General features: G+C 67.6%; 24 protein-coding genes and 1 tRNA gene. 12 read left to right on the top strand and 13 right to left on the bottom strand.

Features of this window, described 5'->3' with window-relative positions; translation table 11 throughout:
- The first annotated feature begins 3 nt into the window (after window positions 1-3).
- Both D7316_RS08780 and D7316_RS08785 read left to right on the top strand, forming a co-directional pair.
- A complete protein-coding gene (locus D7316_RS08780) occupies window positions 4-942 on the top strand; it encodes an EamA family transporter (protein WP_232016832.1) in 939 nt (312 codons plus the stop codon).
- 186 nt (window positions 943-1,128) lie between these two features.
- Window positions 1,129-1,935, top strand: a complete 807-nt coding sequence (locus D7316_RS08785; protein WP_124707946.1) for a maleylpyruvate isomerase N-terminal domain-containing protein — start codon at window positions 1,129-1,131, stop codon at window positions 1,933-1,935.
- Here the strand turns inward: D7316_RS08785 and D7316_RS08790 are convergent, their stop codons facing one another.
- Entirely contained in the window at window positions 1,936-2,562 is a 627-nt protein-coding gene (locus D7316_RS08790) for a helix-turn-helix domain-containing protein (RefSeq protein WP_124711212.1), read from the bottom strand.
- A gap of 10 nt (window positions 2,563-2,572) precedes the next feature.
- Between D7316_RS08790 and D7316_RS08795 the strand changes: the two genes are divergently transcribed.
- Window positions 2,573-3,310, top strand: a complete 738-nt coding sequence (locus D7316_RS08795; protein ID WP_124707947.1) for an AzlC family ABC transporter permease — start codon at window positions 2,573-2,575, stop codon at window positions 3,308-3,310.
- Complete coding sequence (locus D7316_RS08800) at window positions 3,307-3,627, top strand: AzlD domain-containing protein (protein ID WP_124707948.1); 321 nt, start codon at window positions 3,307-3,309, stop codon at window positions 3,625-3,627. Before D7316_RS08795 ends, D7316_RS08800 begins: the two co-directional genes overlap by 4 nt.
- Before the next feature lie 116 nt (window positions 3,628-3,743).
- Here D7316_RS08800 and D7316_RS08805 read toward each other — a convergent pair whose 3' ends face one another.
- Window positions 3,744-5,171 carry a DEAD/DEAH box helicase gene (locus D7316_RS08805; RefSeq protein WP_124707949.1) on the bottom strand — a complete coding sequence of 476 codons (1,428 nt, stop codon included), beginning with the start codon at window positions 5,169-5,171 and terminating at the stop codon, window positions 3,744-3,746.
- Window positions 5,172-5,410: 239 nt separating this feature from the next.
- Between D7316_RS08805 and D7316_RS27625 the strand changes: the two genes are divergently transcribed.
- Both D7316_RS27625 and D7316_RS08810 read left to right on the top strand, forming a co-directional pair.
- Window positions 5,411-5,533, top strand: a complete 123-nt coding sequence (locus D7316_RS27625; RefSeq protein WP_269462493.1) for a hypothetical protein — start codon at window positions 5,411-5,413, stop codon at window positions 5,531-5,533.
- A 111-nt stretch (window positions 5,534-5,644) separates the two neighbouring features.
- A complete protein-coding gene (locus D7316_RS08810; protein ID WP_124707950.1) occupies window positions 5,645-6,139 on the top strand; it encodes an FBP domain-containing protein in 495 nt (164 codons plus the stop codon).
- A 9-nt stretch (window positions 6,140-6,148) separates the two neighbouring features.
- On the opposite strand, the gene D7316_RS08815 is transcribed toward D7316_RS08810, so the two are convergent.
- Window positions 6,149-7,891, bottom strand: a complete 1,743-nt coding sequence (locus D7316_RS08815; protein ID WP_164473754.1) for a putative bifunctional diguanylate cyclase/phosphodiesterase — start codon at window positions 7,889-7,891, stop codon at window positions 6,149-6,151.
- A gap of 189 nt (window positions 7,892-8,080) precedes the next feature.
- Window positions 8,081-8,153: transfer RNA gene (locus tag D7316_RS08820), tRNA-Ala, on the bottom strand.
- 131 nt (window positions 8,154-8,284) lie between these two features.
- Here D7316_RS08820 and D7316_RS08825 point away from each other — a divergent pair.
- Entirely contained in the window at window positions 8,285-9,022 is a 738-nt protein-coding gene (locus D7316_RS08825; protein ID WP_124707952.1) for a hypothetical protein, read from the top strand.
- 24 nt (window positions 9,023-9,046) lie between these two features.
- Here the strand turns inward: D7316_RS08825 and sepX are convergent, their stop codons facing one another.
- The 5 genes from sepX to D7316_RS08850 form a co-directional block, all read right to left on the bottom strand.
- Window positions 9,047-10,288, bottom strand: coding sequence for a divisome protein SepX/GlpR (sepX, locus tag D7316_RS08830; RefSeq protein ID WP_124707953.1), 1,242 nt, complete (start codon window positions 10,286-10,288; stop codon window positions 9,047-9,049).
- Window positions 10,289-10,437: 149 nt separating this feature from the next.
- Window positions 10,438-11,097 carry an SIMPL domain-containing protein gene (locus D7316_RS08835; RefSeq protein ID WP_124707954.1) on the bottom strand — a complete coding sequence of 220 codons (660 nt, stop codon included), beginning with the start codon at window positions 11,095-11,097 and terminating at the stop codon, window positions 10,438-10,440.
- Window positions 11,098-11,150: 53 nt separating this feature from the next.
- Entirely contained in the window at window positions 11,151-11,807 is a 657-nt protein-coding gene (locus tag D7316_RS08840) for a GNAT family N-acetyltransferase (protein WP_124707955.1), read from the bottom strand.
- A gap of 36 nt (window positions 11,808-11,843) precedes the next feature.
- The gene (glp, locus tag D7316_RS08845) at window positions 11,844-13,148 is read right to left on the bottom strand and encodes a molybdotransferase-like divisome protein Glp (protein ID WP_124707956.1); all 1,305 of its coding nucleotides are present in this window, start codon (window positions 13,146-13,148) and stop codon (window positions 11,844-11,846) included.
- 91 nt (window positions 13,149-13,239) lie between these two features.
- The gene (locus tag D7316_RS08850) at window positions 13,240-14,196 is read right to left on the bottom strand and encodes a UTP--glucose-1-phosphate uridylyltransferase (RefSeq protein ID WP_124707957.1); all 957 of its coding nucleotides are present in this window, start codon (window positions 14,194-14,196) and stop codon (window positions 13,240-13,242) included.
- Between the two features lie 113 nt (window positions 14,197-14,309).
- Here D7316_RS08850 and D7316_RS08855 point away from each other — a divergent pair, with 113 nt between their 5' ends.
- Window positions 14,310-14,879: a 5-formyltetrahydrofolate cyclo-ligase gene (locus tag D7316_RS08855; RefSeq protein ID WP_197718204.1), complete on the top strand. Its 570-nt coding sequence runs from the start codon at window positions 14,310-14,312 to the stop codon at window positions 14,877-14,879.
- Window positions 14,880-14,927: 48 nt separating this feature from the next.
- On the opposite strand, the gene D7316_RS08860 is transcribed toward D7316_RS08855, so the two are convergent.
- Window positions 14,928-15,242, bottom strand: coding sequence for an FmdB family zinc ribbon protein (locus tag D7316_RS08860; protein WP_197718205.1), 315 nt, complete (start codon window positions 15,240-15,242; stop codon window positions 14,928-14,930).
- 185 nt (window positions 15,243-15,427) lie between these two features.
- Here D7316_RS08860 and D7316_RS08865 point away from each other — a divergent pair, with 185 nt between their 5' ends.
- On the top strand, window positions 15,428-16,972 hold the full coding sequence (locus D7316_RS08865) for an alanine/glycine:cation symporter family protein (protein ID WP_124707959.1): 1,545 nt from the start codon (window positions 15,428-15,430) through the stop codon (window positions 16,970-16,972).
- Between the two features lie 26 nt (window positions 16,973-16,998).
- On the opposite strand, the gene nhaA is transcribed toward D7316_RS08865, so the two are convergent.
- Complete coding sequence (gene nhaA / locus D7316_RS08870) at window positions 16,999-18,258, bottom strand: Na+/H+ antiporter NhaA (RefSeq protein WP_124707960.1); 1,260 nt, start codon at window positions 18,256-18,258, stop codon at window positions 16,999-17,001.
- A 243-nt stretch (window positions 18,259-18,501) separates the two neighbouring features.
- Between nhaA and D7316_RS08875 the strand changes: the two genes are divergently transcribed.
- From D7316_RS08875 to D7316_RS27630, 3 genes are all read left to right on the top strand, one after another.
- Entirely contained in the window at window positions 18,502-19,179 is a 678-nt protein-coding gene (locus D7316_RS08875; RefSeq protein ID WP_124707961.1) for an SAF domain-containing protein, read from the top strand.
- Window positions 19,180-19,399: 220 nt separating this feature from the next.
- Window positions 19,400-20,125: a large conductance mechanosensitive channel protein MscL gene (gene mscL, locus D7316_RS08880; RefSeq protein WP_124707962.1), complete on the top strand. Its 726-nt coding sequence runs from the start codon at window positions 19,400-19,402 to the stop codon at window positions 20,123-20,125.
- A 248-nt stretch (window positions 20,126-20,373) separates the two neighbouring features.
- The gene (locus tag D7316_RS27630; RefSeq protein WP_269462494.1) at window positions 20,374-20,499 is read left to right on the top strand and encodes a hypothetical protein; all 126 of its coding nucleotides are present in this window, start codon (window positions 20,374-20,376) and stop codon (window positions 20,497-20,499) included.
- Between the two features lie 99 nt (window positions 20,500-20,598).
- On the opposite strand, the gene D7316_RS08885 is transcribed toward D7316_RS27630, so the two are convergent.
- On the bottom strand, window positions 20,599-21,267 hold the full coding sequence (locus tag D7316_RS08885; protein WP_124707963.1) for an MspA family porin: 669 nt from the start codon (window positions 21,265-21,267) through the stop codon (window positions 20,599-20,601).
- A 73-nt stretch (window positions 21,268-21,340) separates the two neighbouring features.
- A complete protein-coding gene (locus tag D7316_RS08890; RefSeq protein ID WP_124707964.1) occupies window positions 21,341-21,985 on the bottom strand; it encodes an MspA family porin in 645 nt (214 codons plus the stop codon).
- Window positions 21,986-22,498 lie beyond the last annotated feature (513 nt).

A 22,498-nucleotide genomic window follows, 5' to 3' on the forward strand; every position in this document is an offset into this window, starting at 1 on the left:
GCCGTGCCCGTCACCGACTCCCGCCCCACCACGACCGGACTCGTGCTGGCGTTGGCCTCCTCGGCATCGTTCGCGCTGTCCGGCGTCCTGGCCCGCGCCATGATCGACTCCGGCTGGAGCGCCGGAGCGACCGTCACCGTGCGTATCGCCATCGGCGCCGCAGTGCTCATCGTCCCCGGGCTGCTCGCGTCACGCGGCCGATGGCGGCGTCTGCGTGGCGCGTGGCCCGTGCTCGTCGGGTACGGCGTCCTGGCGGTCGCGACCTGCCAGCTGGCGTACTTCTACGCGGTCACCTATCTGCAGGTGGGCGTGGCATTGCTGATCGAGTACACCGCGCCGGTCGCGGTGATCGCGTGGATGTGGCTCCGGCACGGGCAACGCCCTGGGCGTGGCACGGTGATCGGCGCCGTCGTCGCGATCGCCGGACTGGGCCTCGTCCTCGACGTCGGCGGCGCCGGGATCAATGCCGTCGGCGTCGCGTGGGCTCTCGTCGCCATGGTCGGCGCGGCCGCCTACTTCGTGATCTCCGCCGACGACCGTGTCGACATCCCACCGCTGACACTGGCCGCGGGCGGACTGGTGGTCGGCGCGGCCGGACTGGGGATCGCCGGCCTGATCGGGGTTCTGCCGATGCGGGTCGCCACCGTCGATGTCGATCTGGCCGGACTCACGGTGTCGTGGTGGGTTCCGTTGGTGTTGCTCGGTGTCGTCACCGCCGCCCTCGCCTACTCCCTCGGCATCGCCGCCGGGCGTCGACTGGGCTCACGGGTCATGTCGTTCGTCGGATTGTCCGAGGTGCTGTTCGCCGTCGTGTTCGCCTGGCTGGCACTCGACGAGCTCCCCACCGTCGTACAGCTCGCGGGCGGCGTGCTGATCGTCGCCGGAGTGGTCATCGTCCGTGCCGGCGAGGCCACCACCCGGAGCGACGAACCGGTGATCTGAACCCACACCGGCGAGGTCACCTGGGTCGGTTGACCCAGTGGGTCCGACCTCGGCAGATGCGAAATGTCGCTGTTCACAATTGAATACAGCTCACCACATCAGGGAACAGTTGGGTCACGAACACCCTGCCATGGGGTGTAACCGTGGTTATGCTGAGGCCCTGTTCATCTGGGGGGGTGGCGACGGGTGAGGACCATGTTCTCGCGGTTTGACTACATCGACACCGCACGTGAGACCGGCGGTCGGTTCGTCGAATTGGTGCGGTCGGTCGCCGACGCGGAGACCCGACTCGGCGGTACGCCCGGCTGGACCATCGCCGACTGTGTGGGCCACGTCGCGTGTGCACCCGCCCGCTACCGAGAACTTGCCAGAGGCGAGGGCTCGTGGCCGTCGCGCGCCATCGACCTCCCCGATTTCAACGCCAAACAGATCGCCAACCTGACGACCCGCGACGTCACGCTGCTCACCCAGAAGCTCCTCGACGACCTCGACTGCCTACTCGACCAGGTGTGCCATTTCGGCGCCCGGGTGCCGGTGATGAACTTCGACGGCGACACGAGCGTCCGGGCCGACGCCGCGCTGGGCATCCTGATCGGCGAGTTCGTGGTGCACGGATACGACGTCGCGGGTGCGGTCGGCGCCCCCTGGCCGATCGACCCGGCGATTGCGCCCTTGATCGCGCGCGGCCGGCACCCGATCCTGCCCGGCTGGATCGACGACGATGCCTGCGCAGGCCACTCCGCGACCTACGACATCCGATTGCGGGGCTGCACCGAACGCTTCACCTACGAGTTCACCGACGGCCGGCTGGAGATCGATCCGGCGGAGCCGCGTCGCGCCGACGTGCACATCAGCGTCGACCCGGTCGTCGCGCTGCTGGCCGCCTACGGCCGGGTGTCCCCGGCCTGGGCCGTACTCACCGGCCGCGCGTTCGCCTGGGGTCCGAAGCCATGGCTCGCCGCCGGATTGTGCGGTCGTTTCACGCCGCCGTGATCAGCTCGACTCGCTGATCAACACCGCCACCGTGCCGCGCTCGAGTGCCGCGAACACGTGTTCCACGTCGCCCGCGTAGGAGATGTAATCGCCGGGTCCGAGTTGGACCTCGGCGCCGGTCGGTCCGAGTCTCGCCCGTCCGGACGTGATCACCACATGCTCGACGACCCCACGCGAATGCGGTGCCGCGATTCGCGGATCGCCCGGTTCGGCCCGGATCAGGTACATGTCGCGCCGCGTCCCCGGGCGGGCCGTCGAGAGCAGGGTGGCCGAATAGTCTGCCGCTCCCGCCGGGATGACCGGGCCGTCGCCGAATCGGATCACCTCAACGGGTTGCGCCGGGGCATCGAGCAGCGCGGAGAATTGCACACCCAGGGCAGTGGACAGCGCCCACAGTGTTTCCACGCTGGGATTGCCGTCGCCCGACTCCAGTTGTGAGAGAGTCGATTTGCCCACTCCCGCGCGGCGCGCGAGCTCGCCGATGGACAGACCGGCGCGCGTGCGTTCGCGTTTGAGCGACGCGGCCACCACCTGATTCGGATTGAACGCCGAGGCGCTCACGAAACCACCCCCGTTCGATGTACCGGACGATCGTCCTTCTTGACGAACACCGTCTTCAGTGTCCATCATAGTGGACATGCGTTCGTTCTGGAGAACACTTGATGGGTCGGCGGTGCGCGCTGTGCTGGTCATGAGCGCGTCCGTGCTGGTCATCGGCGCTTCATACGGTGTGGCCGCGCACTCCGCGGGGCTGGTGTGGTGGCAGATTGTCGCCATCGCGACGGTGGTCCTCGCAGGTTCGTCGGAGTTCGTATTCGTCGGGATCATCGCGGCCGGTGGCGCTCCGCTGCTCGCCGCGCTCGCCGGCCTGCTCGTGAACACCCGCAACTTCGGCTACGGGCTCTCCGTCGGCAGACACCTCGGAGGTGGACTCCCGCTCGCGATCGGCGCGCACTTCATCAACGACGAGACCGCGGTCGTCGCGGCCTCCGAGAGCGACTCGCGGCGTGCCCGCGCGGTGTTCTTCCTCTGTGGCGCAGGGATTCTGATCAGCTGGCCGCTCGGGTCGGTACTCGGCGCGGCGATCGGCGACGTCGTCGCGAGCCCGGAGTCACTCGGACTCGATGCCGCGTTCCCGGCCCTGCTCGCCGCACTCGCCCTACCGGCCCTCCGCGATCGTCGGACACTGGCCGCCGCGGTCGTCGGCGGCGCGATCGCCGTGTCGGCCACGCCGTTCCTCCCGGCCGGACTCCCGATCCTGGTGAGCCTCGTCGGCCTGGTCGTCGTCGAGGTGGTGCGTCGCCGTCGCGCGCCGTCGGCGGACCCCATCCCGAACGACGGTGCGACCGACCTCGTCTCCCGCGGTGCGCGATGAGTGGCACCGGGCTGCTCGCAGGTGTCGCCGTGCTGGCCGTCGGCACGTACCTCATCCGACTGGCCGGACCGGCACTGCGCAGCCGATTCGAGGTGAGCCGGCAGACCGCGGCACTGCTCGATCGTGCCGCGATCGTCCTGTTGGTCGCGGTGGCCGCCACCGGGGCCCTGTTCGTCGGGCACGACTTCATCGGATGGGCCTGCCCGGCCGGCGTCGTTGTCGGCGTGATCGCCGCGCTGCGTCGCGCACCCCTGGTGGTCGTCGTGATCCTGGCGGCGGGAGTCGCCGCCGGTCTACGCGCCGTCGGGGTCGCCTAGGGTCACGACCTGCCAGGTCGGCACAACGGGCGCGATGTCCGCACACACGACGGAACCCACCCTCGCACAGCGAGGGTGGGTTCGGTCAGTTCAGTGGGTCGCGTGCGACGCGATCGTCAGCGGGCACCGGCCGGCGCGCCGGCCCGGGTGGCCCGACGCCGCTGCTGGTTCGCCGGACGACGACCCTGCGACGACTCGCCGGTGTGCGGCTGCGCCTGCGCGGTGGCCGAGCGGCCCGTCCCGCGACGACGCTGACCCGAATGTCCGGCACCGGTCCGGTCGTTCGCGGACTGACCACCGCGCCCGGCGGGGCGGCCGCGACGCTGGCCGTTGGAGGACTTGGGCGCCTGTCGCTGGACCGGCTTCTCGACCGGTGCGACGAACTCGGCGCGGGGGCCGACCAGGGTGTCGACCTCTGCGGACTTCGCGTCCACGCGGGTCGGGGCGACCTTGATGCTCGCCCTGCGCAGCAGGACCGCGAGATCGCGACGCTGATCGGGCAGGCACACGGTCACCACGTCGCCACTGCTGCCCGCGCGCGCCGTACGGCCCGAACGGTGCAGGTAGGCCTTGTGCTCGGCCGGCGGGTCGACGTGCACCACCAGCTCGACGCCATCCACGTGGACGCCGCGGGCCGCGACGTCGGTGGCCACCAGCACGTTGACTCCCTCGCCACCGAAGGCCTTGAGGTTCCGGTCCCGCTGGGCCTGACTGAGGTTGCCGTGCAGGTCGACGGCGGGGATGCCCTCGTCGGTGAGCTTCTTGGCCAGCTTCTTGGCCTGGTGCTTGGTGCGCATGAACAGGATGCGCCGTCCCTGGCCCGAGGCCAGTTCGCGGACGAGCGCGTTCTTGTCGGCCGCAGTGACCTCGAAGACGTGGTGGGTCATCTCGACGGGCGCCGACGTCTCCTCGGTGGAGTGCACCTTCGGATTGTCGAGGAAGCGCTTGGCGACCTTGTCGACGCCGTTGTCGAGGGTGGCGGTGAACATCATCCGCTGGCCGTCGCGCGGGGTGGCCGCGAGGATGCGGGTGACGCCGGGCAGGAAGCCGAGATCGGCCATGTGGTCGGCCTCGTCGAGGACGGTGATCTCGACGTCGTCGAGGCGGACGATGCGTTGCTGCATCAGGTCCTCGAGGCGTCCGGGGCAGGCGACCACGATGTCGACGCCACGCCGGAAGGCGTCTTCCTGGCGCTTCTGGCTGACACCGCCGAAGACGGTGGTCACGGTCAGGTTCATCGCACGGGCGAGCGGCGTGACGACGGCGGCGATCTGGGTCGCCAGCTCACGCGTCGGCGCGAGGATCAGGCCGGTCGGTGCGCCGGGACGGCGCTTGATGTCGAGCTCGGCGAGGCCTGCGACCATCGGGATCGCGAAGGCCAGGGTCTTACCGGAGCCGGTCTTGCCGGAACCGATCACGTCATCACCGGCGAGGGTGTCCTTCAGGGTTTCGGCCTGGATGCGGAAGGGCTCGGTCTTGCCTTCGGCGGCAAGAACTTTCACGAGTTCGGCGGGCACGCCGAGAGAAGCAAAGGTAGTGGACAAGGTCCGTGTCTTTCTCTAGTGGACACGCCACAGCAGCATTGATCGGCCCTGCGAGGTGTCGATGGCGAAGACGCATCTGTGCGTATTCGTTCGCCGTATGAAGTCAAAGAGCAGGCGGCTGGCCTGTCGAAGATGCGTTCTACGACGCGTTGACAGCACCTTCTCGGTGCATCAATTGAACTCCACGGTACGCGACCGGACGAAGTCGTGGCCAATCGGGTGACGCAGGTCATGGTCGCGTGTCGCCGCTTATCCGGTTGACCATCGGCCTCGGCGAGGGCAGCATGCACACCGTGTATCAATCCATGTCGTCGCCCGCGGGGCGTGGGGAGGTCGTCGGCGTCGTGCACGCCGGCAACTAGCGACACCGCCCCGATCGACGCGATCGTCATCCGCCTCGGATGGCCCGCGTCGGTCGAGCCATGTCCCCATCATCGACACATCCACCCACCACACCGGGAAGCCCGATACACATGCGCGCCCTCACCGAATCGCAGATCCGTAAGTCCTTCGTCAACGCCTCTCTGCGCGAACGCAACTCCGTCACCCTGCCACCGGGATTCGCCGAACTCGACTGGGCGGAAATCGATTTCCTCGGTTGGCGAGACCCCAAGCTGGCCATGGTCGGGTACATGGTGATCCCGGTCGACGACGCGCCGTCGGGCATCATGCTGCGCCTCGGTGGGCGACAGCCCCGGACCCGGCCACAGTGCTCGTTCTGCCAGGACGTCCAGTTGCCCAACGACGTCGCGTTCTACAGCGCACGGCTGGCGGGGCCGGCGGGCCGCAAGGGCAACACCGTCGGAACCCTCGTCTGCGCGAACTTCGAGTGCTCGGCCAATGTCCGGGTGCGTCCGTCCAGCATCTTCGGGGGCGATCACCCGGAGGCCATCCGCGACCAGCGGATCGAGACGTTGCAGACCCACCTCGACGGCTTCGCACGGCGGGTGCTGGGCACCCCGAGCTGATCGGCCGGCTCAGCCGATGTTCGCCAGCCGCTGCGGATAGGCGTAGAAGTAGCCCTGCGCGAAGTCGCATCCGACCCGCTCGATCGCTGCCGCCTGCCGCGAGGTCTCGACGCCCTCGGCGATGACCTGCACACCCATGGCGTGTGAGGTGGCGACGATGCCGGAGAGCATCATCTCCGCGCGGTCGCCGTCGTCGAGGGCATCGACGAACGCCTTCGCGGTCTTGATGATGCTGATCGGCAGCCGATAGAACTCGCTCAATGTCGAAGCGCCCGTGCCGAAGTCGTCGATGGCGACCTGGCAGCCCATGGCACGCACAGCGGCGAGGGTCGCCAACACCCCGGCGTTGTCGTCGGCCGCCAGCACCCGCTCGGTGATCTCGATGCACAGACGGCCCGGCGGGAGGTCGTTCTCTCCCAGCGTCATCTCGAGCTGCGGCAGGAAGTGCGGGTTGGCCAGCTCTCGGCGGGAGAAGTTCAGCGACAGTGAGAGACCCGCGGTTCCCTCGTGTCCGGTGAACTCCCGGACGGTGGTGTCGAGGACGTGACCGCCGAGGAGTTCGATGAGTTCGCTCCGGTCGGCGATGGAGAGGAACTCACTGGGAGATACGAGTCCGAGTTCGGGGTGTCGCCACCGCACGAGCGCCTCCAGCCCGACCGCCCGGTGACCGTTGTTGATGTCGATGATCGGGTGATAGTCGAAGTACAGCTGCCGGGGCTCGGCCGTCAGCGTCTCCCGGAGTTCGTGCTCGATCCGCTGTCGCCGCTGCAGATCGAGTCGGTACTCGGGCCGGAACCGCACATAACGCCGGCCGCGGGAGGTGGTCCTGGCCTGGAACAGCGCGATATGGGCGTCCCGCAGCAGGTCGGTGGCGCTCGGGTGATCGGTGCCGGCACGGACCACGGCGATACCGATGCTGACACTGACCCGCACGCTGTGGTCGTCGACCTCGATCGGGTCGTTCACTGTGCGATGGATGCGCGATACCTCGCCGTCGAGACGGGCCGCGGGGTCGTTGTCGACGAGCCGGACGACGACGAACTCGTCCCCACCGATGCGACCGATCGCCGCATCGTCACCCAGGGTGCGCTGCAGTCGGCGGCCGACCTCCTTGAGCACCTCGTCACCGACCGTGTGCCCGAGCGAGTCGTTGATGATCTTGAAACTGTCCAGGTCGAGGTAGTGGACGACCACGGAATCCCCGGGTGACGTGAGGCGTCCCGAGAACGTCTCGATGGCGCGGACGATCCCCGCGCGATTGAGGAGGCCGGTCAGGAAGTCGTGAGTGGCCTCCCAGTCCAGTCGCGTCGCCTCCCACTCCAACCGGGAGGCCTCCTGGTGGCTGTCGGTGATGTCGACGATCGAGACCATGACCCCGTCTGCGCCGTCATCGAGCGGCCGGCAGCTGCACGACAGCCATCGACGGCCGGCCGGGGCGATCATCGTCGCCATTCGGCCCTCGACGGCGACGCCACCACGCAGACATTCGTCGATCGGCGACTCGTCGGCGCCGGAGAAGTCGAGGGCCAGATCACGCACGAGGGCGCCCGGTACGGCATCCTCACCGAGGCCCAGCATGCTGACCGCCACGGGGTTCGCCAACTCGACCCGGCCGTCCGCGTCGACGACGATCACCGCCTGATCCAGGGCAGCGAAGATCGCCGCATACCTACCGTCCGTCGGGGAATCGTCGGCGGACTCGGCAGCTGACGTGCCGAGGAACTCCTGCTCGGCCGGGTCGCTGTCTGTCATATTCGCTGCAGAATATCCGACTATTCGTCGGATGCGGGTGGAGTCGGCGAAGGATGGCCTGGCGGTTCTTCCCCCGGGTCTTGTCTCGTCCCCCGCCTGCATGCGGAGGACGAAGCGATACCCGGGGGAAGAACCCGGCGACAGCTCCCGAGCCTCCCAGGTTGGCATGTAGCTCGCCTGTCTGATCTGTGGAGCTATGGGGAATCGAACCCCAGACCTACTCGATGCGAACGAGTCGCGCTACCAACTGCGCCATAGCCCCGGGCGATCATCAACTGATCGGCCGTTGGCCACTTTAGCAGCCCACCGCGCCGATCTCCCAAACCACCACCGTGCCGAACTGCGGACGGCCGGAGGCGTTTGACCCGGCGGCTGCCCGGATAGTCTCGGCGCATGGCAGACATGACAGATGCGCAGGTCGTCGCGGTGCTCGGCCGCGCGGTCGCCGGCATCGACCCGGTGCTAGACACGCTCGCGGAGCGCGACCCACTCGGTCTCAAAGCGCACACCTTTCACGACGACCCGCACACCGGCTCGAAGATCCAGCAACTGCTCCACCTGCTCGCCGAGGGCCTCGACCTCACCGATTGGCCGGGTACCAGAGGCTGGACGGAACGTTCGACGAGGAGTCGCGCCGACTGGTGGATCACCCGCATCGGAACCGTCAACACGATCGCCGTCGCCTATCCGGGCGTGTTCGGCGCATGGAGTCGACGACTGCCACTGACCTCGGTGCTCGGTTTCGCGAATCAGGCGATGGTGCTGGTCGCCATCGCACGCGAGTACGGCGTGACCGACCGTGCGCACCAGGTCGAGATGCTGGCATCGGTGCTGTGTGACCGCACCGTGGGAGCCGGCACCGGGGGTGCCGACCCCACGAACCAGTCGGGCGATACCGATCAGCGCCGCAGCCTCATCGGAGCGGTGTGGGAGACGGCGATGACCCTGCGCAGTCTGTCGGATGAGTTCGAACGCCGTCCGCAGCCGATTCTGCCGCTGCGCATGCTCGCCTACATCCCGATCGTCGGGGCACCGGTCCTCTACGTCGGCGAACGGTTCGCGCTGTCACGGGCAGCCGCACTGGGGCGCGCGTGGATCGCCGATCACCCGGCCGCGGTCACCGCACAGTGATCTGACGGTCAGCCGATCTGACGGTCAGCCGGCGACGCGCCGCAGGCCGTCGTCCTCGCGCATCACGCGACGACGCTGGAACGGCGGTAGGTGGTCGAACACGGGATCCTCGTCGTCGATCTCCAGCACGGTCGCGCCGCCGGGACGTCGCAGACGAGGCGGCGGCGGAGCGGACGCGAACTCCGGCACCGACTCCTGGCGACGTCGACGCTCGGCCTGGTCACGCTCCGAACGCCGGGCCCGCGCCGCACGCTGGGCGCGAATCCGGGCTTCGGTGGCCGCGGTACGTCGCAGGTACGCGAGGTAGGTGAGCACGATGACGCCGACGACCCCGGTCGCGATCCAGCCGACCATGCCCAGGAAGATCCCGGTCGCCGCTGCGCCGATCAGCAGGATCATCAGCCCGATCAGCACTCGCTGCCGTTCGCGGTAGCGCATCTCCGTGCGCTGTGCGTCAGGCGAGTAGGACGTGCGGCGACGTCGGACGGGCGCGGGTTTCGCCGGCACCACGTCCTCGGTGTCGTCGAGGATCTCGTCGGTCGAGTCCTCGTACTCGTCGTCATAGTCGTCGTACTCATCGTCGACGTCATAGTCGTCTTCGGCGTCGTCGTAGTCGTCGTCGTAATCGTCTTCGGCGTCGTAGTCGTCGTCCGCGTACTCATCTGCGACGTCCTCGGACTCGTCGGTCTCGAGGTCGTCGGATTCCAATTCTTCCGCGGATGCGATCTCGGCATCCTCGACGTCGTCGTCGTGCGCGACGTCGTCGCGCTCCGGATCGATGAACTCGCCGTCGACGGTGACCTCGTCCTCCAGGGACTCGGCGGTGTCGTCGTCGGCGACGACCTCGCGATCGGCCGCCTCGACGTCGGCGTCGTGCTCGTCGTCGGTCTCCGCATCGTCCGCGGCCTCGTTGACGACCGGAGCCGTCACCTCTGCTGTCGTGGCGCGACGGGTCGTCGGGGCCGGCGACTCGTCATCGTCGGAATCCGTTGCGTTCGCGGTCTTCTCGTCGTCGTCGAGGACCGCGGTGCCCGCACGTGTGGTGGAGCGCTTGGCGCGGTCGGACGTCCACGACGGGTCATGCGGGTGCGCCCCCGAGGAGCGACGGCGCGCCGTCCGGGTGCGCGTGCCCCCACGGTGCAGCAGCCGGGTCTCCTTGGCGGCATCAGTGGTCTTCCGCATCTGCGGTCGCCCCTTGATGACCATCGGAACCAGCACGAAAAGCCATACGGCAACAAGGCAGACCCACAAGACTGAGTTCGGCATGCGACTCTCCCTTCTTTTCACTCTGGTTACACGACGCCACTTCACAATCTAGGGGCGTCCACGTCGCGGCCAGCGCAGACGCGCCGGGCGTCGGCGACATTCGACGAATTCACAGAGCGCTCTCAGGGATGACCGGGAGCTTGCGCGGATCAGTCCGCGACGAACCTCGCGTCAACCGCGACGGCGATCTCGATGTCCTCGGATCGCAGCTCGAGGGCCGGGGCCGATCCGCTTCCGTCTCCGGGAATGCCCAACGGATCCGACATTGCGCGCGCGGACCGCGATGTCGACAGCATGTTCGGGTCGGCCAGCTGAGTGGCCGTCACCGCTCCCCTGCCGACGGCGTCGGCGTAGGCCTGCGCCTTCGCCACGGCGTCATCGACCGCCTCTCGCCGCAGCTCACGTTCGTACGTGCGACGGTTGTCCTGGGGGATGCCCCACTCGACATGACCGACGTCGACGCCGTCGACCGCCGCCCAGCGGTCGATGAACTTCGACAGCTCCTCGAAGTCGGTGAACTCGGCGTCGACCTTGATGCGGGTGGAGTAGACCGGGTCGCGCCGGTTGCCGTTGCTGTCATACGGCCGGTAGCTGTACACCCGTAGCGTGTCGCTGGACCATTCGTCGACGACGTCGCGGGCGAGGAGTTCCTTCAGCGATTCGACCACGGCTCCGTGCATCGTGGTGGCGTCGCGGTACACGCTCTCTCGTGCCCGCCCTTCCAGGTGCACGGTCAGGTCCAGGATGGCCCGCTCCGGCCGATACTTTCGGCGGGCGACCCCGCGTACGACGATCTCCAGTGGTGACATGCGGCAGAGGGTACGTGACCGGCCCGACACCATTGGGTCGTTCGGTGGCCCCGTCAGTGGAACGAGGCTCGGCCCGCGCGGACGAGTGTCTCGGCCGCGCTCCCGACGACCTCCTCGGCGGTCAGCGCGAACAAGATGTGATCGCGCCAGCGCTTGTTGACGTCCATGTATCGCTCGAGGAGGCCCTCCCGACGGAAACCGATCTTCGTCAGGACCGCCTGCGAGGCGACGTTCGCCGGTTGCACGGTGGCGTCGAGACGATGCAGACCCACCGGCCCAAAACAGTGATCGACACCCAAAGCGACTGCGGCGGTGGCAATTCCCTGGCCGACGTGCTGCGCGTCGACCCAGTAGCCGATCCACGCGCTGCGCACCGCACCGCGCTGGATGTTGCCGACGGTGAGCTGACCGATGTATTGGCCGTCCAACTCGATGACGAACGGCAGCACGGTCCCCCGCTTGGCCTCCGACCGCAGCACCGAATACAGGGGCGGCCATGCACTGGGATGGTGCCGCTCGGCCCACGACCCGATACCGGTCGGCTCCCACGGCAGCAGGGTGTTCTGATTCCGGATGCGCAGGTCGCTCCAGGACTTCGCATCGCGCAGCTTCACCGGCCGCAACGCCACCGCGCCGCCCTGGGTACGCAACGGACCCAGCGTCGCGGGCCAGCCGGGATTGATCTGCGCCCCGGTCAACCACCTCAACATCATTCAGAGTCTAGTGTCGGAGCCACCGTCGCTGCATCATCCTCGCTGGGCGAGGAAGGCCACCTCGACCTCGTCACCGGTGCCCAGTTCCTCGACGTCGGGCTCGACGATGATCAGACAGTTCGCCTCCGCGAGTTCGGCGAGCAGATGCGAGCTGCCGGTCGGTGACGCCCCGATGACCTGCACCAGGTACTCGCCGGATCGTTCGTCGCGCATCAACTGCCCACGCAGATAGCCCTTGCGGCCCTGCACCGAGGCGATCGGACCGATGGTGCGGGCCTTGATGACCCGGCGCATCGGCTGACGCTTTCCCAGTGCGATCCGGATGAGTGGCCGCACCATGACCTCGAAGGTCACCAGTGCGCTGACCGGGTTGGCCGGCAGCAGGAACGTCGGGACCTCGTCGCGGCCGAGGCGCCCGAACCCCTGCACCGACCCGGGGTGCATGGCGACCCGGACGATCTCGAGTTCACCGAGGTCACTGAGCGCATCGGCCACCGCCCGCGACGCGGTACCGCCGATGGCGCCGCAGATCACCACGATCTCCGACCGGATGAGTTGCGCCTCAACGACTTCCCGCATCCGAGAGGTTTCCCGTTCGGCGATGCCCACCCGATTGACGTCGGCGCCCGCATCGCGTGCCGCAGCGGCAAGCGCATAACTGTTGACGTCGTAGATCTGACCGGGGCCGGGCGACCGGTCGATGTCGACGAGTTCCGTGCCGACCGAGATGACCGACAGACGCGGCCGCGGGTGCACCATCACACGCGGCTGGCCGACCGCGGCCAGCAGTCCCACCTGTGCCGGTCCGATGATGGAGCCGGCCCGGACCGCCACATCGCCGGGTTGAACGTCGTCGCCGACCCGCCGCACGTAGGCTCCGCTGTCGACGGCGTGGCCGACCTTGACCTTCTGCTCACCGCCGTCGGTCCATCGCAGCGGGACGACCGCATCGGCGAGGGTCGGCATGGGCGCACCGGTCTCCACCCGGACCGCCTGGCGGGGCTGCAGACGGGTGGGTGTCCGCGCACCGGGGCCCACCTCGCCGACGACGGGCAGCTGCACGATCATCGCCTCACCGGGGGTGAGGTCGACGAGATCGGCACCAACGGAATCGAAGTCCTCGACGTCATCGGGCGCGATGACGCCGGCCAGGTCGACGTCGACGGCGCGGATCGCGTACCCGTCGATGGCGGCCTGGTCGAATCCGGGCATCGGCCGCTCGGTGACGACCTCCTCGGCGCACATCAGGCCCTGTGCCTCGGAGATCGCGACGCGGACCGGCCGCGGTGCGACCGCGGCAGCGGTCACCCGGGTCAGATGATCTTCGACCGAACGCATCTCACCTCTCGCCCCATCTCGGCTGACACACTTCCGCTAGACGTTAGCCGGAGGTCGTCGCCGGATGGTCAAGGCGCGCTGACGGCGGGCGTCAGCCTTCCGCGAGTCGCTTCTCGAGCCATTCCCGGAGATCGGGGCCGTAGTCGTCGCGGTCCAGGGCGAAGTCGACCGCGGCCTTGAGATATCCGCCGGGATTGCCCAGGTCGTGGCGCGTGCCGCGGTGCACGACGACGTGGACGGGCTCCCCCTCCTCGATGAGCAGCGCGATCGCGTCGGTCAGCTGCAGTTCGCCGCCGGCGCCGGGCTTGATCCGCCGGAGTGCGTCGAAGATCTTGCGGTCCAGGATGTATCGACCGGCTGCGGCGAAGTTCGACGGGGCGTCCTCCGGTTCGGGCTTCTCGACCATGCCCTTCAGTCGCATCACGTTGGGATTGTTCGCATCGGGCAGTTCCTCGACGTCGAAGACGCCGTAGGCGCTGATCCGGTCCTGCGGGACCTCGATGGCGCACAGCACCGACCCTCCGCGGCGCTGACGGGTGCGTGCCATCACCTCGAGGACACCACCGGGCAGTACCAGGTCGTCGGGAAGCAGGACGGCGATGGCGTCCTCGTCGTCGCCGAGGTACTGCTCGACGCAACCGACCGCGTGGCCCAGTCCGAGCGGCTTCTCCTGGACCACGGACGCCACCTCGAGCAGGGACGGCGCTTTGCGGACCTTGGCCAGCATCGCCGCCTTCCCACGCTTGGCGAGGGTGTTCTCCAGGACCAGATCCTCGACGAAGTGGGCGACGACTCCGTCCTTGCCGGGCGAGGTGATGATGAGGAGTCGTTCCGCCCCGGCGGCTTTCGCCTCCTCGGCGACGAGCTCGATGCCGGGGGTGTCGACGACGGGCAGGAGTTCCTTCGGCACGGTCTTGGTGGCCGGGAGGAAGCGGGTTCCGAGACCTGCGGCGGGGACGACGGCGGTGAGCGGGATCGGCGGTGTGTTGGGCACGGCCTCGTACTCGGTGAACGCGTCGGTAGTCTGGCTCACGTCACTGGGGGTCATGGGAACACCCTAGTGGCGATTGCTGCGAGGATCCTGTCGAGAACATCGCAGAATTCGTGGTGCGATGGCTCACAGAGCTGGCGTGACGATGAAAAGGCGGTCGGGTGCGGACCATGAAGAGACGGCTTCGGGCCGAGTTCGAGGAGCGCAGGATCTCACGTCCGATCGCGGTGCGTCAGCGCGCAGCCGCCGATCTGGCCGAGTGGGTGTACTCGGCACCGTTTCGCCTCGAATACGACGTGACGGTGGCCGCCTACGTCCCGTTCGGCTCCGAGCCCGGGTCGCCGGCCATGCTCGACGCGCTGACCGATCGGGGTGTCACTGTCCTCGTCCCGGTGGTGCCGGGCGGCGAACCGACCGCCCTGGACTGGGTGCGTTACGACGGCGCCGACTCATTGGCCCGGGGGCGGTGGGGGCTGTTGGAACCGATCGGCGATCACCTCGGACCCGACGCGGTGCGCGCAGCGTCGGTGGTCTTCGTGCCGGCCTACGCGGTCGACAAATCGGGTACCCGGCTGGGTCGAGGGGCTGGATACTACGACCGCACGCTGACCGGTCTCAGCGCAGATGTGGTGGCCGTGGTCTACGACGACGAGGTGGTGGATTCACTACCCGCCGCTGCGCACGATGTCCGGGTGGGGTGGGCGTTCACGCCCGACGGCGGTTTCCGCAGGCTCGGTTGAGCGTTCCCACGACGACAGGGGCCGATCACCGCCGGGATGGCGTCTGGCTCAGGCCGGAGTGGCCGCGGGTGCGGCGGGCTTGCTCTCGGTCTTGGCCGGAGTGCTGCTGGACGAGGAGTCCGACGACGAGCTGCTCGACGAGTTCTCGGACGACCCGGAGGATGCGGCCTCGCTCGATGTCGAGCCGGACCGGGAGTCGGTGCGGTAGAAGCCACTGCCCTTGAACACGATGCCCACCGTGTTGAACAGCTTGCGCAGACGACCGGTGCACTGCGGGCACTCCGTGAGTGAGTCCTCGGAGAACGACTGCACGATGTCGAACTTGTTGTCACACTCCGTGCACGCGTACGAGTAGGTGGGCACCGATAACCTCCGGGAAGAGTAGTGAATCGCTGCTGAGTGTAACCGATCCTGGCACTCCGTCATTCCGAGTGCCAGCCGGGCTGGGATTCTGTACATCTGGCGGCCGCCCTGCGAACTCGTGAGGGTCATGCAAAGGTAAAGCGCAGGCAATCTCCGTACATACCACGAGCCCCCCTGGAGCCCGCATGTCCGACTTCCTGAGCACCGTCAACAGCTATGTCTGGAGCAACGCTCTCGTCTATCTGTGTCTGGCCGCCGGCGTCTATTTCTCGATCCGTACTCGCTTCGTGCAGGTCCGTCAGATCCCGGAGATGATCCGCCTGATGTTCCAGGGCGAGAAGTCGCCCTCGGGGGTCTCGTCCTTCCAGGCCCTGACCATGTCGCTCGCCGGTCGCGTCGGCACCGGCAACATCGCCGGAGTGGCCACCGCGATCGCTTTCGGCGGGCCCGGAGCGTTGTTCTGGATGTGGGCGGTCGCGTTCCTGGGCGCCTCGACGTCGTTCGTCGAGTGCACGCTCGGACAGATCTACAAGACGCGCGACCCCCTCACCGGCGAGTACCGGGGTGGGCCTGCGTATTACCTGAGCCGGGCGCTGGCACACACCAAGGCATCGAAGGCCTTCAAGGTCTACGGCCTGGTCTTCGCCGCGGTGACCGTCCTCGCCTGCGGATTGCTGCTGCCGAGCGTGCAGTCGAACTCGATGGCCATCGCGATGAACGAGGCGTGGGGCGTGTCCACCTGGGTCGTCGCGGTCGCCACGGTGATCGTTCTCGCCTTCGTCATCATCGGCGGGGTCAAGCGCATCGCGGCCTTCGCCTCGATCGTGGTGCCGTTCATGGCAGTCGTGTACATCGTGCTCGCCCTGATCATCGTGTTGATGAATGCATCAGAGGTGCCGGGGATCATCGGGACGATCTTCGCCAGCGCGTTCGGTCTCGACTCCGCGTTCGGGGCCATCGTCGGCTCCGCGATCATGTGGGGCGTCAAGCGCGGCATCTACTCCAACGAGGCCGGACAGGGCACCGGACCGCACGCAGCGGCCGCGGCGGAGGTCTCCCATCCCGCCAAGCAGGGTCTGGTGCAGGCGTTCGCGGTCTATGTGGACACCTTGTTCGTCTGTACGGCCACGGGATTCCTCATCCTCTCGACGGGCGCCTACCGCGTCTTCGAAGGAGAATCCGAGGACGGCTCGGTGCTCGCCGAGGGCGGCAACCTGCCCGCCGACGTCGCGGTCGGTCCCACCTTTGTCCAGACCGGTTTCGACACCTTGTGGAGCGGGGCGGGCTCGACGTTCGTGGCGATCTCCCTGGCGTTCTTCTGCCTGACCACCATCATCGCCTACTACTACATGGCCGAGACCAACCTGCGGTTCCTGCTCGGCAAGGCATCCACGCTCTACATCCGTCCGTTGCGCAGCACCCTCGGATCGAACCTGACGCTTATCCTGCAGGCGCTGATCCTCGTGTCGGTGGTGATGGGTGCCGTCTCGACGGCCACCGAGGCATGGACGCTCGGCGACATCGGCGTCGGACTGATGGCCTGGCTCAACATCGTGGGGATCATCATCCTGCAGCAGCCGGCGTTCAAGGCGCTCCGCGACTTCGAACGTCAGAAGAAGGCCGGCGTCGATCCCACCTTCGACCCCCACGCCCTCGACATCACCGGCGCCACGTTCTGGGAGAACTACGATCCGCTCGAGGTGAAGCGTGAGGCGGCGGCCCGCACGTGAGAGTTCGCGCCGCTACTCGATGACTGCTACTCGATGACTGCGATGTCGCGATCATCGATGCCGTCGCGGTTCATGTCCGGCTCCCGCTGACGACGCGCATCCAAGCGCAGCAACGCCGCGGCACCCAGTGCGGCCACCAGGCTGGCCACCAGGATCGCCGCCTTGGCGGCGGACGCGTGATCGTCGGAGCCGTGTTCGAAGGAGAGCTCGGCGATCAGCAGGGCGACCGTGAATCCGACGCCCGTCAGCATCCCGATCGGTAGCAGGTCGCGGACGCCGATCGAATCCGGCAGACGCAGTGGCGTCAGCCTGGTCATGATCGCCGTCGCCCCCATGACACCGACGACCTTGCCCACCACGAGGCCCACGAAGATCCCGATCGACACGGGTTGCACGATGCCGGATTCTCCGACGATCGTGACCCCGGCCGAGAGAAATGCGAAGACGGGCAATGCCACCGCCGACGATGTCGGACGGACCGCCACATCGAATTGGTGTGTGCGTGAGCTCTTCTCGCCGAACACGGCCAGTGCGGGAACGGTGAAGCCCAGCAGCACACCGGCGACGGTGGCATGCACGCCCGACGCGTGCATCAGCGCCCAGGCCACCACGGCGACCGGGATGAGCACGATCGGGATCAGGCCCCGCCACCGCGGGCGCCGGCGACGCACCAGGAATCCGAAGACGGCGATCACCGCGAGCGCGGCACCGAACATGACGAAATCGATCGTCTCCGTGTAGAACGTGGCGATGACGGTGATGCCGAGCAGGTCGTCGACGACGGCGAGCGTCAGCAGAAAGGTCCGGAGGGCAAGCGGCAGACCGCGTCCGAAGATCGCCAGCACCGCCAACGCGAAGGCGATGTCGGTGGCCGTCGGAATCGCCCAGCCGCGCAGCGCTTCCGGGTCGCCGATGGCGACGACCGCCGCGTAAAACAGTGCGGGAACGACCATCCCGCCGATGGCCGCGACGATCGGCACACCGGCCAGTTTCAGGTCGCGCAGGCTCCCGGCGACGAACTCCTGCTTCAGCTCGACACCGACGATGAAGAAGAAGATGGCGAGCAGACCGTCCGCAGCCCATTCGGCCAGCGACAGATGCAGGTGCAGCGACTCCGGGCCGAACTCGGTGGAGATCAACGAATCATAGGCGTCGCGCCAGGGCGAGTTCGCCCACACGACCGCTGCCACCGCAGCGACCATCAGCAGGGCGCCGCTGGTGACGTCGAGCGACACCCATCGGCGGAATCGTTGGCGGGTGGACGGTTGGTCGGCAGAGGTCGACATCGAGGCTCCTGGTCATGAGGGGTGGGCACGCGATCCCTCGCGTGAACATCTCCACCCGAGGGGCAGAGGCCGACCAGACTTCCCGGCACACCGTCCCCCATTCTTCCCGATGACGTCGGCGGGATCCAATCGAGCGGCGCACACCGACCCGATCTGTGCACAAAGCGAGTACGCGTTCGGCGGTTGTCCCCAGATCAGCGATCCGCGGAATCGGACGCGCGGCACGCGGATACGGTCCCGACCATGCAGCCGTTCCCGCGCGACCGCCTCGCTCCTCGCACAGTCGACCGTGTCCGGCACGTGTTGCGGCCCGGATGGGCGAGATCGGTGCTGGTCCGGCGTACCGCGTCGGTGATGTTGGTGTTCGTGGCGGTCGCGGTCACCGTCGCCGGCCACCGCAGCGAACAGTCGCGGGCCATCGTCGTCGCCGCCCATGATCTGATGCCCGGTCGCGCGGTGGTGGCCACCGATCTGGCGATTCGCGAGATCCCGGGTGGTCTGATCCCCGCCGGTGCACTCCGGCTGACTGCCGACGGCGTGGGACGGACCGTGGCGGGCCGTGTTCGCGCCGGTGAGGTCATCACCGACACGCGCCTCCTGTCCGCCCGTCTGCCCGCACAGCTGACCGGGCGCCCGGACGCGCGGCTCGTCCCCGTTCGGTTGTCCGACGAGACGGTGACGTCGCTGCTGCGGGAAGGCGACGTGGTCGACGTACTGACCGCCGGCGACGAGCAGCCTGGGTCGACGTCGGTGCTGGCCCGCGGTGCGGTTGTGGCGTTGTCGTCGGTGTCGCCCGACAACGGGGTACTCGCGTCCGGGCGTTCGGGCGCTCGGCCGGTGCTGCTCGCGATGGCGGAGTCCGCGGCGCATCGAGTCGCCGCCGCGGGTCTCGACGCGTCGCTCGCGGTCGTCGTGCACTGAGCACTCGGGGCGTCAGACCGAGTGCTCAGTGCACGACGACCGGCAGTTCGGCGGGCCGACGATGGGCGCGGTTTCAGCGAAAGAGCACAACGGTCGTTTACGATCCTGGATAGGGTTTACGAGTCCGGTCGCGACCTGGCCGCACTCACGGGTGATGAACTGAGCCCACGTGAATACCTGGACAAGAGCGGTAAAACCGAAGAGGAGAGGACCGCACACCGTGCTCAAGGGATTCAAAGAATTCATACTCAAGGGCAATGTCGTAGAGCTGGCCACGGCGGTCATCATCGGTGCGGCGTTCACCGCGATCGTCACGGCCTTCACCGACCAGATCATCCAACCACTGATCAATGCGATCCCGATCGGCACCGATGCGGCCGAGGGACTCGGTTTCCAGATCACCGACAATCCGTCGACCTTCGTCGGCATCGGCGCCCTCATCACGGCCGTGATCAACTTCCTGATCGTCGCCGCGGTGGTCTACTTCCTGATCATCATGCCGTACAACAAGCTGGCCGAGCTCGGTGGTTATGGGAAGAAGTCGGAGGTGAGCGAGGTGTCGCTGCTCACCGAGATCCGCGATCTCCTCGACCCCGAGGGCACCTCAAAGGCCAAAGAGGCTGCCGAGGAAGAACTTCCGAATCACCTGACCGATCCGGGTGGTACGCCGCGGGTCGGCGCCGATGCCGGTGTCACGCAGCGCTTCGGCGCTCCGCCGCCCGCCGACTCCGGTCCGGCACCCCAGGCCCAACCGACGCAGCCCGCGCCCTCGGGCCCGCCGCCCGGAAACCCGCCGTACCCGACTCCGCAGCCCGCCCCGGGCTCCTATCCCCCGCCCGGCGCCTACCCGCCTGCGAACTATCCGCCGCCGGGACAGCAGTTCCCGCCGCCCGGGCAGTATCCCGGCGAATACCCGCCGGACGGTCCGGGACGTCATTCCCGCTGACCCTCAGCGTCATTCGGGCCGCGCCTTGTCAAGAGGCGCGGCCCGTTTCGTCGCATGCGTCCGGATTGCGCGGTGAAGTCGTTCGCACGGAGAAGATTTCAGGCCACAGGCGCGGGAAGGTGTGGACTCCCAGGTGGTTGCCAGGCGTCCTGGCAGGTAACCGCCAGGTTGCCTCCCTACCGTCGGTGACGTCGGCGGGGATTCGCCGCCGACGTGTAGTGAACCGACAACACGGAGGATGCAGCCGAATGCCGCAGAAGCCCGGCCCGCAGGGCCACAACAACCATCGTCAGGGCCCCGCCCCGCGTCCGCAGCGCCCGCAGGCGCGGCGTCCGCGACCCCGGCACTTCCCGTTCCCGTTCTTCGGGAGCTGACACCGCTCGAACCACGGACAACAACAGGGCGGGATCGGATATCCGATCCCGCCCTGTTGCGGTCGTGCTGGGTGTCCGCCCGAGGACGAACGGGCTCGATCAGCCCAGGCTGAACGGCTTGCCGTACAGCGTGATGACGCCCTTCACCGAATCGGTGCTGACGGTCACCTTGATCTTGGCCTTGGCCGAGGCGTAGCCGGCGCAACCGTCGAGACCGAACTTCTCCTGGCTGTAGGCCACGCCACCGTTCGACCCCTTGAAGGAGTAGTCGTTGACGGTGTAGTCCTTGTAGGCCGTGCTGTCACCGGAGGTGGTGTCGATGATCGGCACATACGACGCCTGGCCGGGGCCGAGGGTGAAGCCCGCACCGGCATTGCCCGACGGGGTGGCAGTAGCGCCGCCGCTGTCGCTCGGGGCCACGGTGACGCCCGCGCCGCCGTCGGCGCCTGCACCGAAGTTGACCTGGCAACCGACCAGGTAGCCACCGGCGATGGATCCGCCTTCGGCCTTGCCGCCGACGGTGACCTTGACCTTGCCCGACATCCAGACCTCACGGCTGGTCGCGACATTGGTGACGGCCTTCTGCACGTTCACGTACTCGTCGAACAGGCGGACGGTGACCGGGGTGCCGTCGACCAGCGTCTTGGTCACGTACCCGCCGGGCAGCGGACCGGCCACGGCGCCACCGGCACCCAGGCTGGTCAGGCCCATCACCGCGGCACCGGCGAGGCCGAAGCCTGCGGCCACGCGAGTGTTGATCTTCTTCATGATTCCCCTTCGTGGAATATCAATCTGCTCGGGGCAGATAAATCAGAGTTGTGCTGAATTGTCTGCTCGCCGCTCAGTTGAGGCTGAAGGGCTTGCCGTACAGGGTCGACTGGATGTAGGTGCCTTCACCGTTGACGGTGCCGTCATCGGTGTTGTAACCCTTGGCGCCGACGGTCTTGACGATGGTGCGCGCCGAGGCGTAGCCGCCGCAGCTCTCCACGTTGATCCCGAACTGATCGAGCTGGATCGCCGCGACACCGCCCTCGCTGATGTCCTTGTCGGTCACGTCGGCAACGACGACCTGGCCCGGGTTGAGCGGAATGGTCAGCGAACCCGACAGCGACGGGCTCAGGGCCTCGGTGATGCTGCCCGACAGGCCGCCCTCGAGGCCGGTGATGTCCACCTGGCAACCGATGAGCACCTTGACCGCGATGTTGCCGTTCACACCCGCACTGGCCTTGGCCCGGTAGGTACCCGAGACAACCGCGGCGCGACCCGCACCGTTGTTGGCCACCGACGGAGCCGGCAGCGCCGACTCACCGGTACGCCAGGTCTGAATGGACTCGCCATCGACACCCGCCGCGTTCTTGTAGCCGTTGGGCAACGGAGCTGCCGCTGCGCCTCCCGCCCCCATGCTGGCCATGCCGACCGCCGCGACGGCGGCGAGCGCGCCGGCACCGACAATGCGGCGCAGCCCGAGCTTGCTGAACTTGCTCATTCGTTCCCTCTCACAGGATTCGGTTGTTATCCCCCGTGCGCACAACCATGTGCCCACAGGAGTCGACCCTCGTGGGCTGCGGACCCCCGCCCCGCAACCGAACCCGGTTGGCTTCGGTTCCATGGAAGTCGCCTTCCGCACACCCCTGGTCACTGCTGCGTCGTCACTCGCGACAGATCGCAGGACTCCCCGTCGGTACCCGTCGCCGGGTATCGAGTTTCGTCGTTGCGAACGTTATCGGAGCGATATCGAGCCCGGCAACAGATGCGATCGGCCGTGTCCTACCGCCGACTCTCATGATCCTAAACATCACATTCACGATTCGTAGAAGTGCGAATGTTAACGGAAGGAAAACACGCTGCGTCAGCCATGTCAGAGCACTCCGAGCTACTCATAGTGCGGCGGCCGATTGGCCTCGTACCAATCCTTAGACGCACCTGTGTGACCTTGATCACACTCATCGGATGTTACCTCAGGGAGGTCGTCACCGAACACGTCATCGATTTTCCGCTT

The organism is Gordonia insulae, from assembly GCF_003855095.1.
Classification (GTDB): domain Bacteria; phylum Actinomycetota; class Actinomycetes; order Mycobacteriales; family Mycobacteriaceae; genus Gordonia; species Gordonia insulae.

Bases quoted from the DNA above. Each gene is read 5' to 3' on its own strand.
- D7316_RS08790 (WP_124711212.1), bottom strand. From the start codon at position 2,562: ATGGACACTGAAGACGGTGTTCGTCAAGAAGGACGATCGTCCGGTACA.
- D7316_RS08795 (WP_124707947.1), top strand. From the start codon at position 2,573: ATGCGTTCGTTCTGGAGAACACTTGATGGGTCGGCGGTGCGCGCTGTG.
- D7316_RS08800 (WP_124707948.1), top strand. From the start codon at position 3,307: ATGAGTGGCACCGGGCTGCTCGCAGGTGTCGCCGTGCTGGCCGTCGGC.
- D7316_RS08810 (WP_124707950.1), top strand. From the start codon at position 5,645: ATGCGCGCCCTCACCGAATCGCAGATCCGTAAGTCCTTCGTCAACGCC.
- D7316_RS08815 (WP_164473754.1), bottom strand. From the start codon at position 7,891: ATGACAGACAGCGACCCGGCCGAGCAGGAGTTCCTCGGCACGTCAGCT.
- D7316_RS08825 (WP_124707952.1), top strand. From the start codon at position 8,285: ATGGCAGACATGACAGATGCGCAGGTCGTCGCGGTGCTCGGCCGCGCG.
- sepX (WP_124707953.1), bottom strand. From the start codon at position 10,288: ATGCCGAACTCAGTCTTGTGGGTCTGCCTTGTTGCCGTATGGCTTTTC.
- D7316_RS08835 (WP_124707954.1), bottom strand. From the start codon at position 11,097: ATGTCACCACTGGAGATCGTCGTACGCGGGGTCGCCCGCCGAAAGTAT.
- D7316_RS08840 (WP_124707955.1), bottom strand. From the start codon at position 11,807: ATGTTGAGGTGGTTGACCGGGGCGCAGATCAATCCCGGCTGGCCCGCG.
- glp (WP_124707956.1), bottom strand. From the start codon at position 13,148: ATGCGTTCGGTCGAAGATCATCTGACCCGGGTGACCGCTGCCGCGGTC.
- D7316_RS08850 (WP_124707957.1), bottom strand. From the start codon at position 14,196: ATGACCCCCAGTGACGTGAGCCAGACTACCGACGCGTTCACCGAGTAC.
- D7316_RS08855 (WP_197718204.1), top strand. From the start codon at position 14,310: ATGAAGAGACGGCTTCGGGCCGAGTTCGAGGAGCGCAGGATCTCACGT.
- D7316_RS08865 (WP_124707959.1), top strand. From the start codon at position 15,428: ATGTCCGACTTCCTGAGCACCGTCAACAGCTATGTCTGGAGCAACGCT.
- nhaA (WP_124707960.1), bottom strand. From the start codon at position 18,258: ATGTCGACCTCTGCCGACCAACCGTCCACCCGCCAACGATTCCGCCGA.
- D7316_RS08875 (WP_124707961.1), top strand. From the start codon at position 18,502: ATGCAGCCGTTCCCGCGCGACCGCCTCGCTCCTCGCACAGTCGACCGT.
- D7316_RS27630 (WP_269462494.1), top strand. From the start codon at position 20,374: ATGCCGCAGAAGCCCGGCCCGCAGGGCCACAACAACCATCGTCAGGGC.
- D7316_RS08885 (WP_124707963.1), bottom strand. From the start codon at position 21,267: ATGAAGAAGATCAACACTCGCGTGGCCGCAGGCTTCGGCCTCGCCGGT.
- D7316_RS08890 (WP_124707964.1), bottom strand. From the start codon at position 21,985: ATGAGCAAGTTCAGCAAGCTCGGGCTGCGCCGCATTGTCGGTGCCGGC.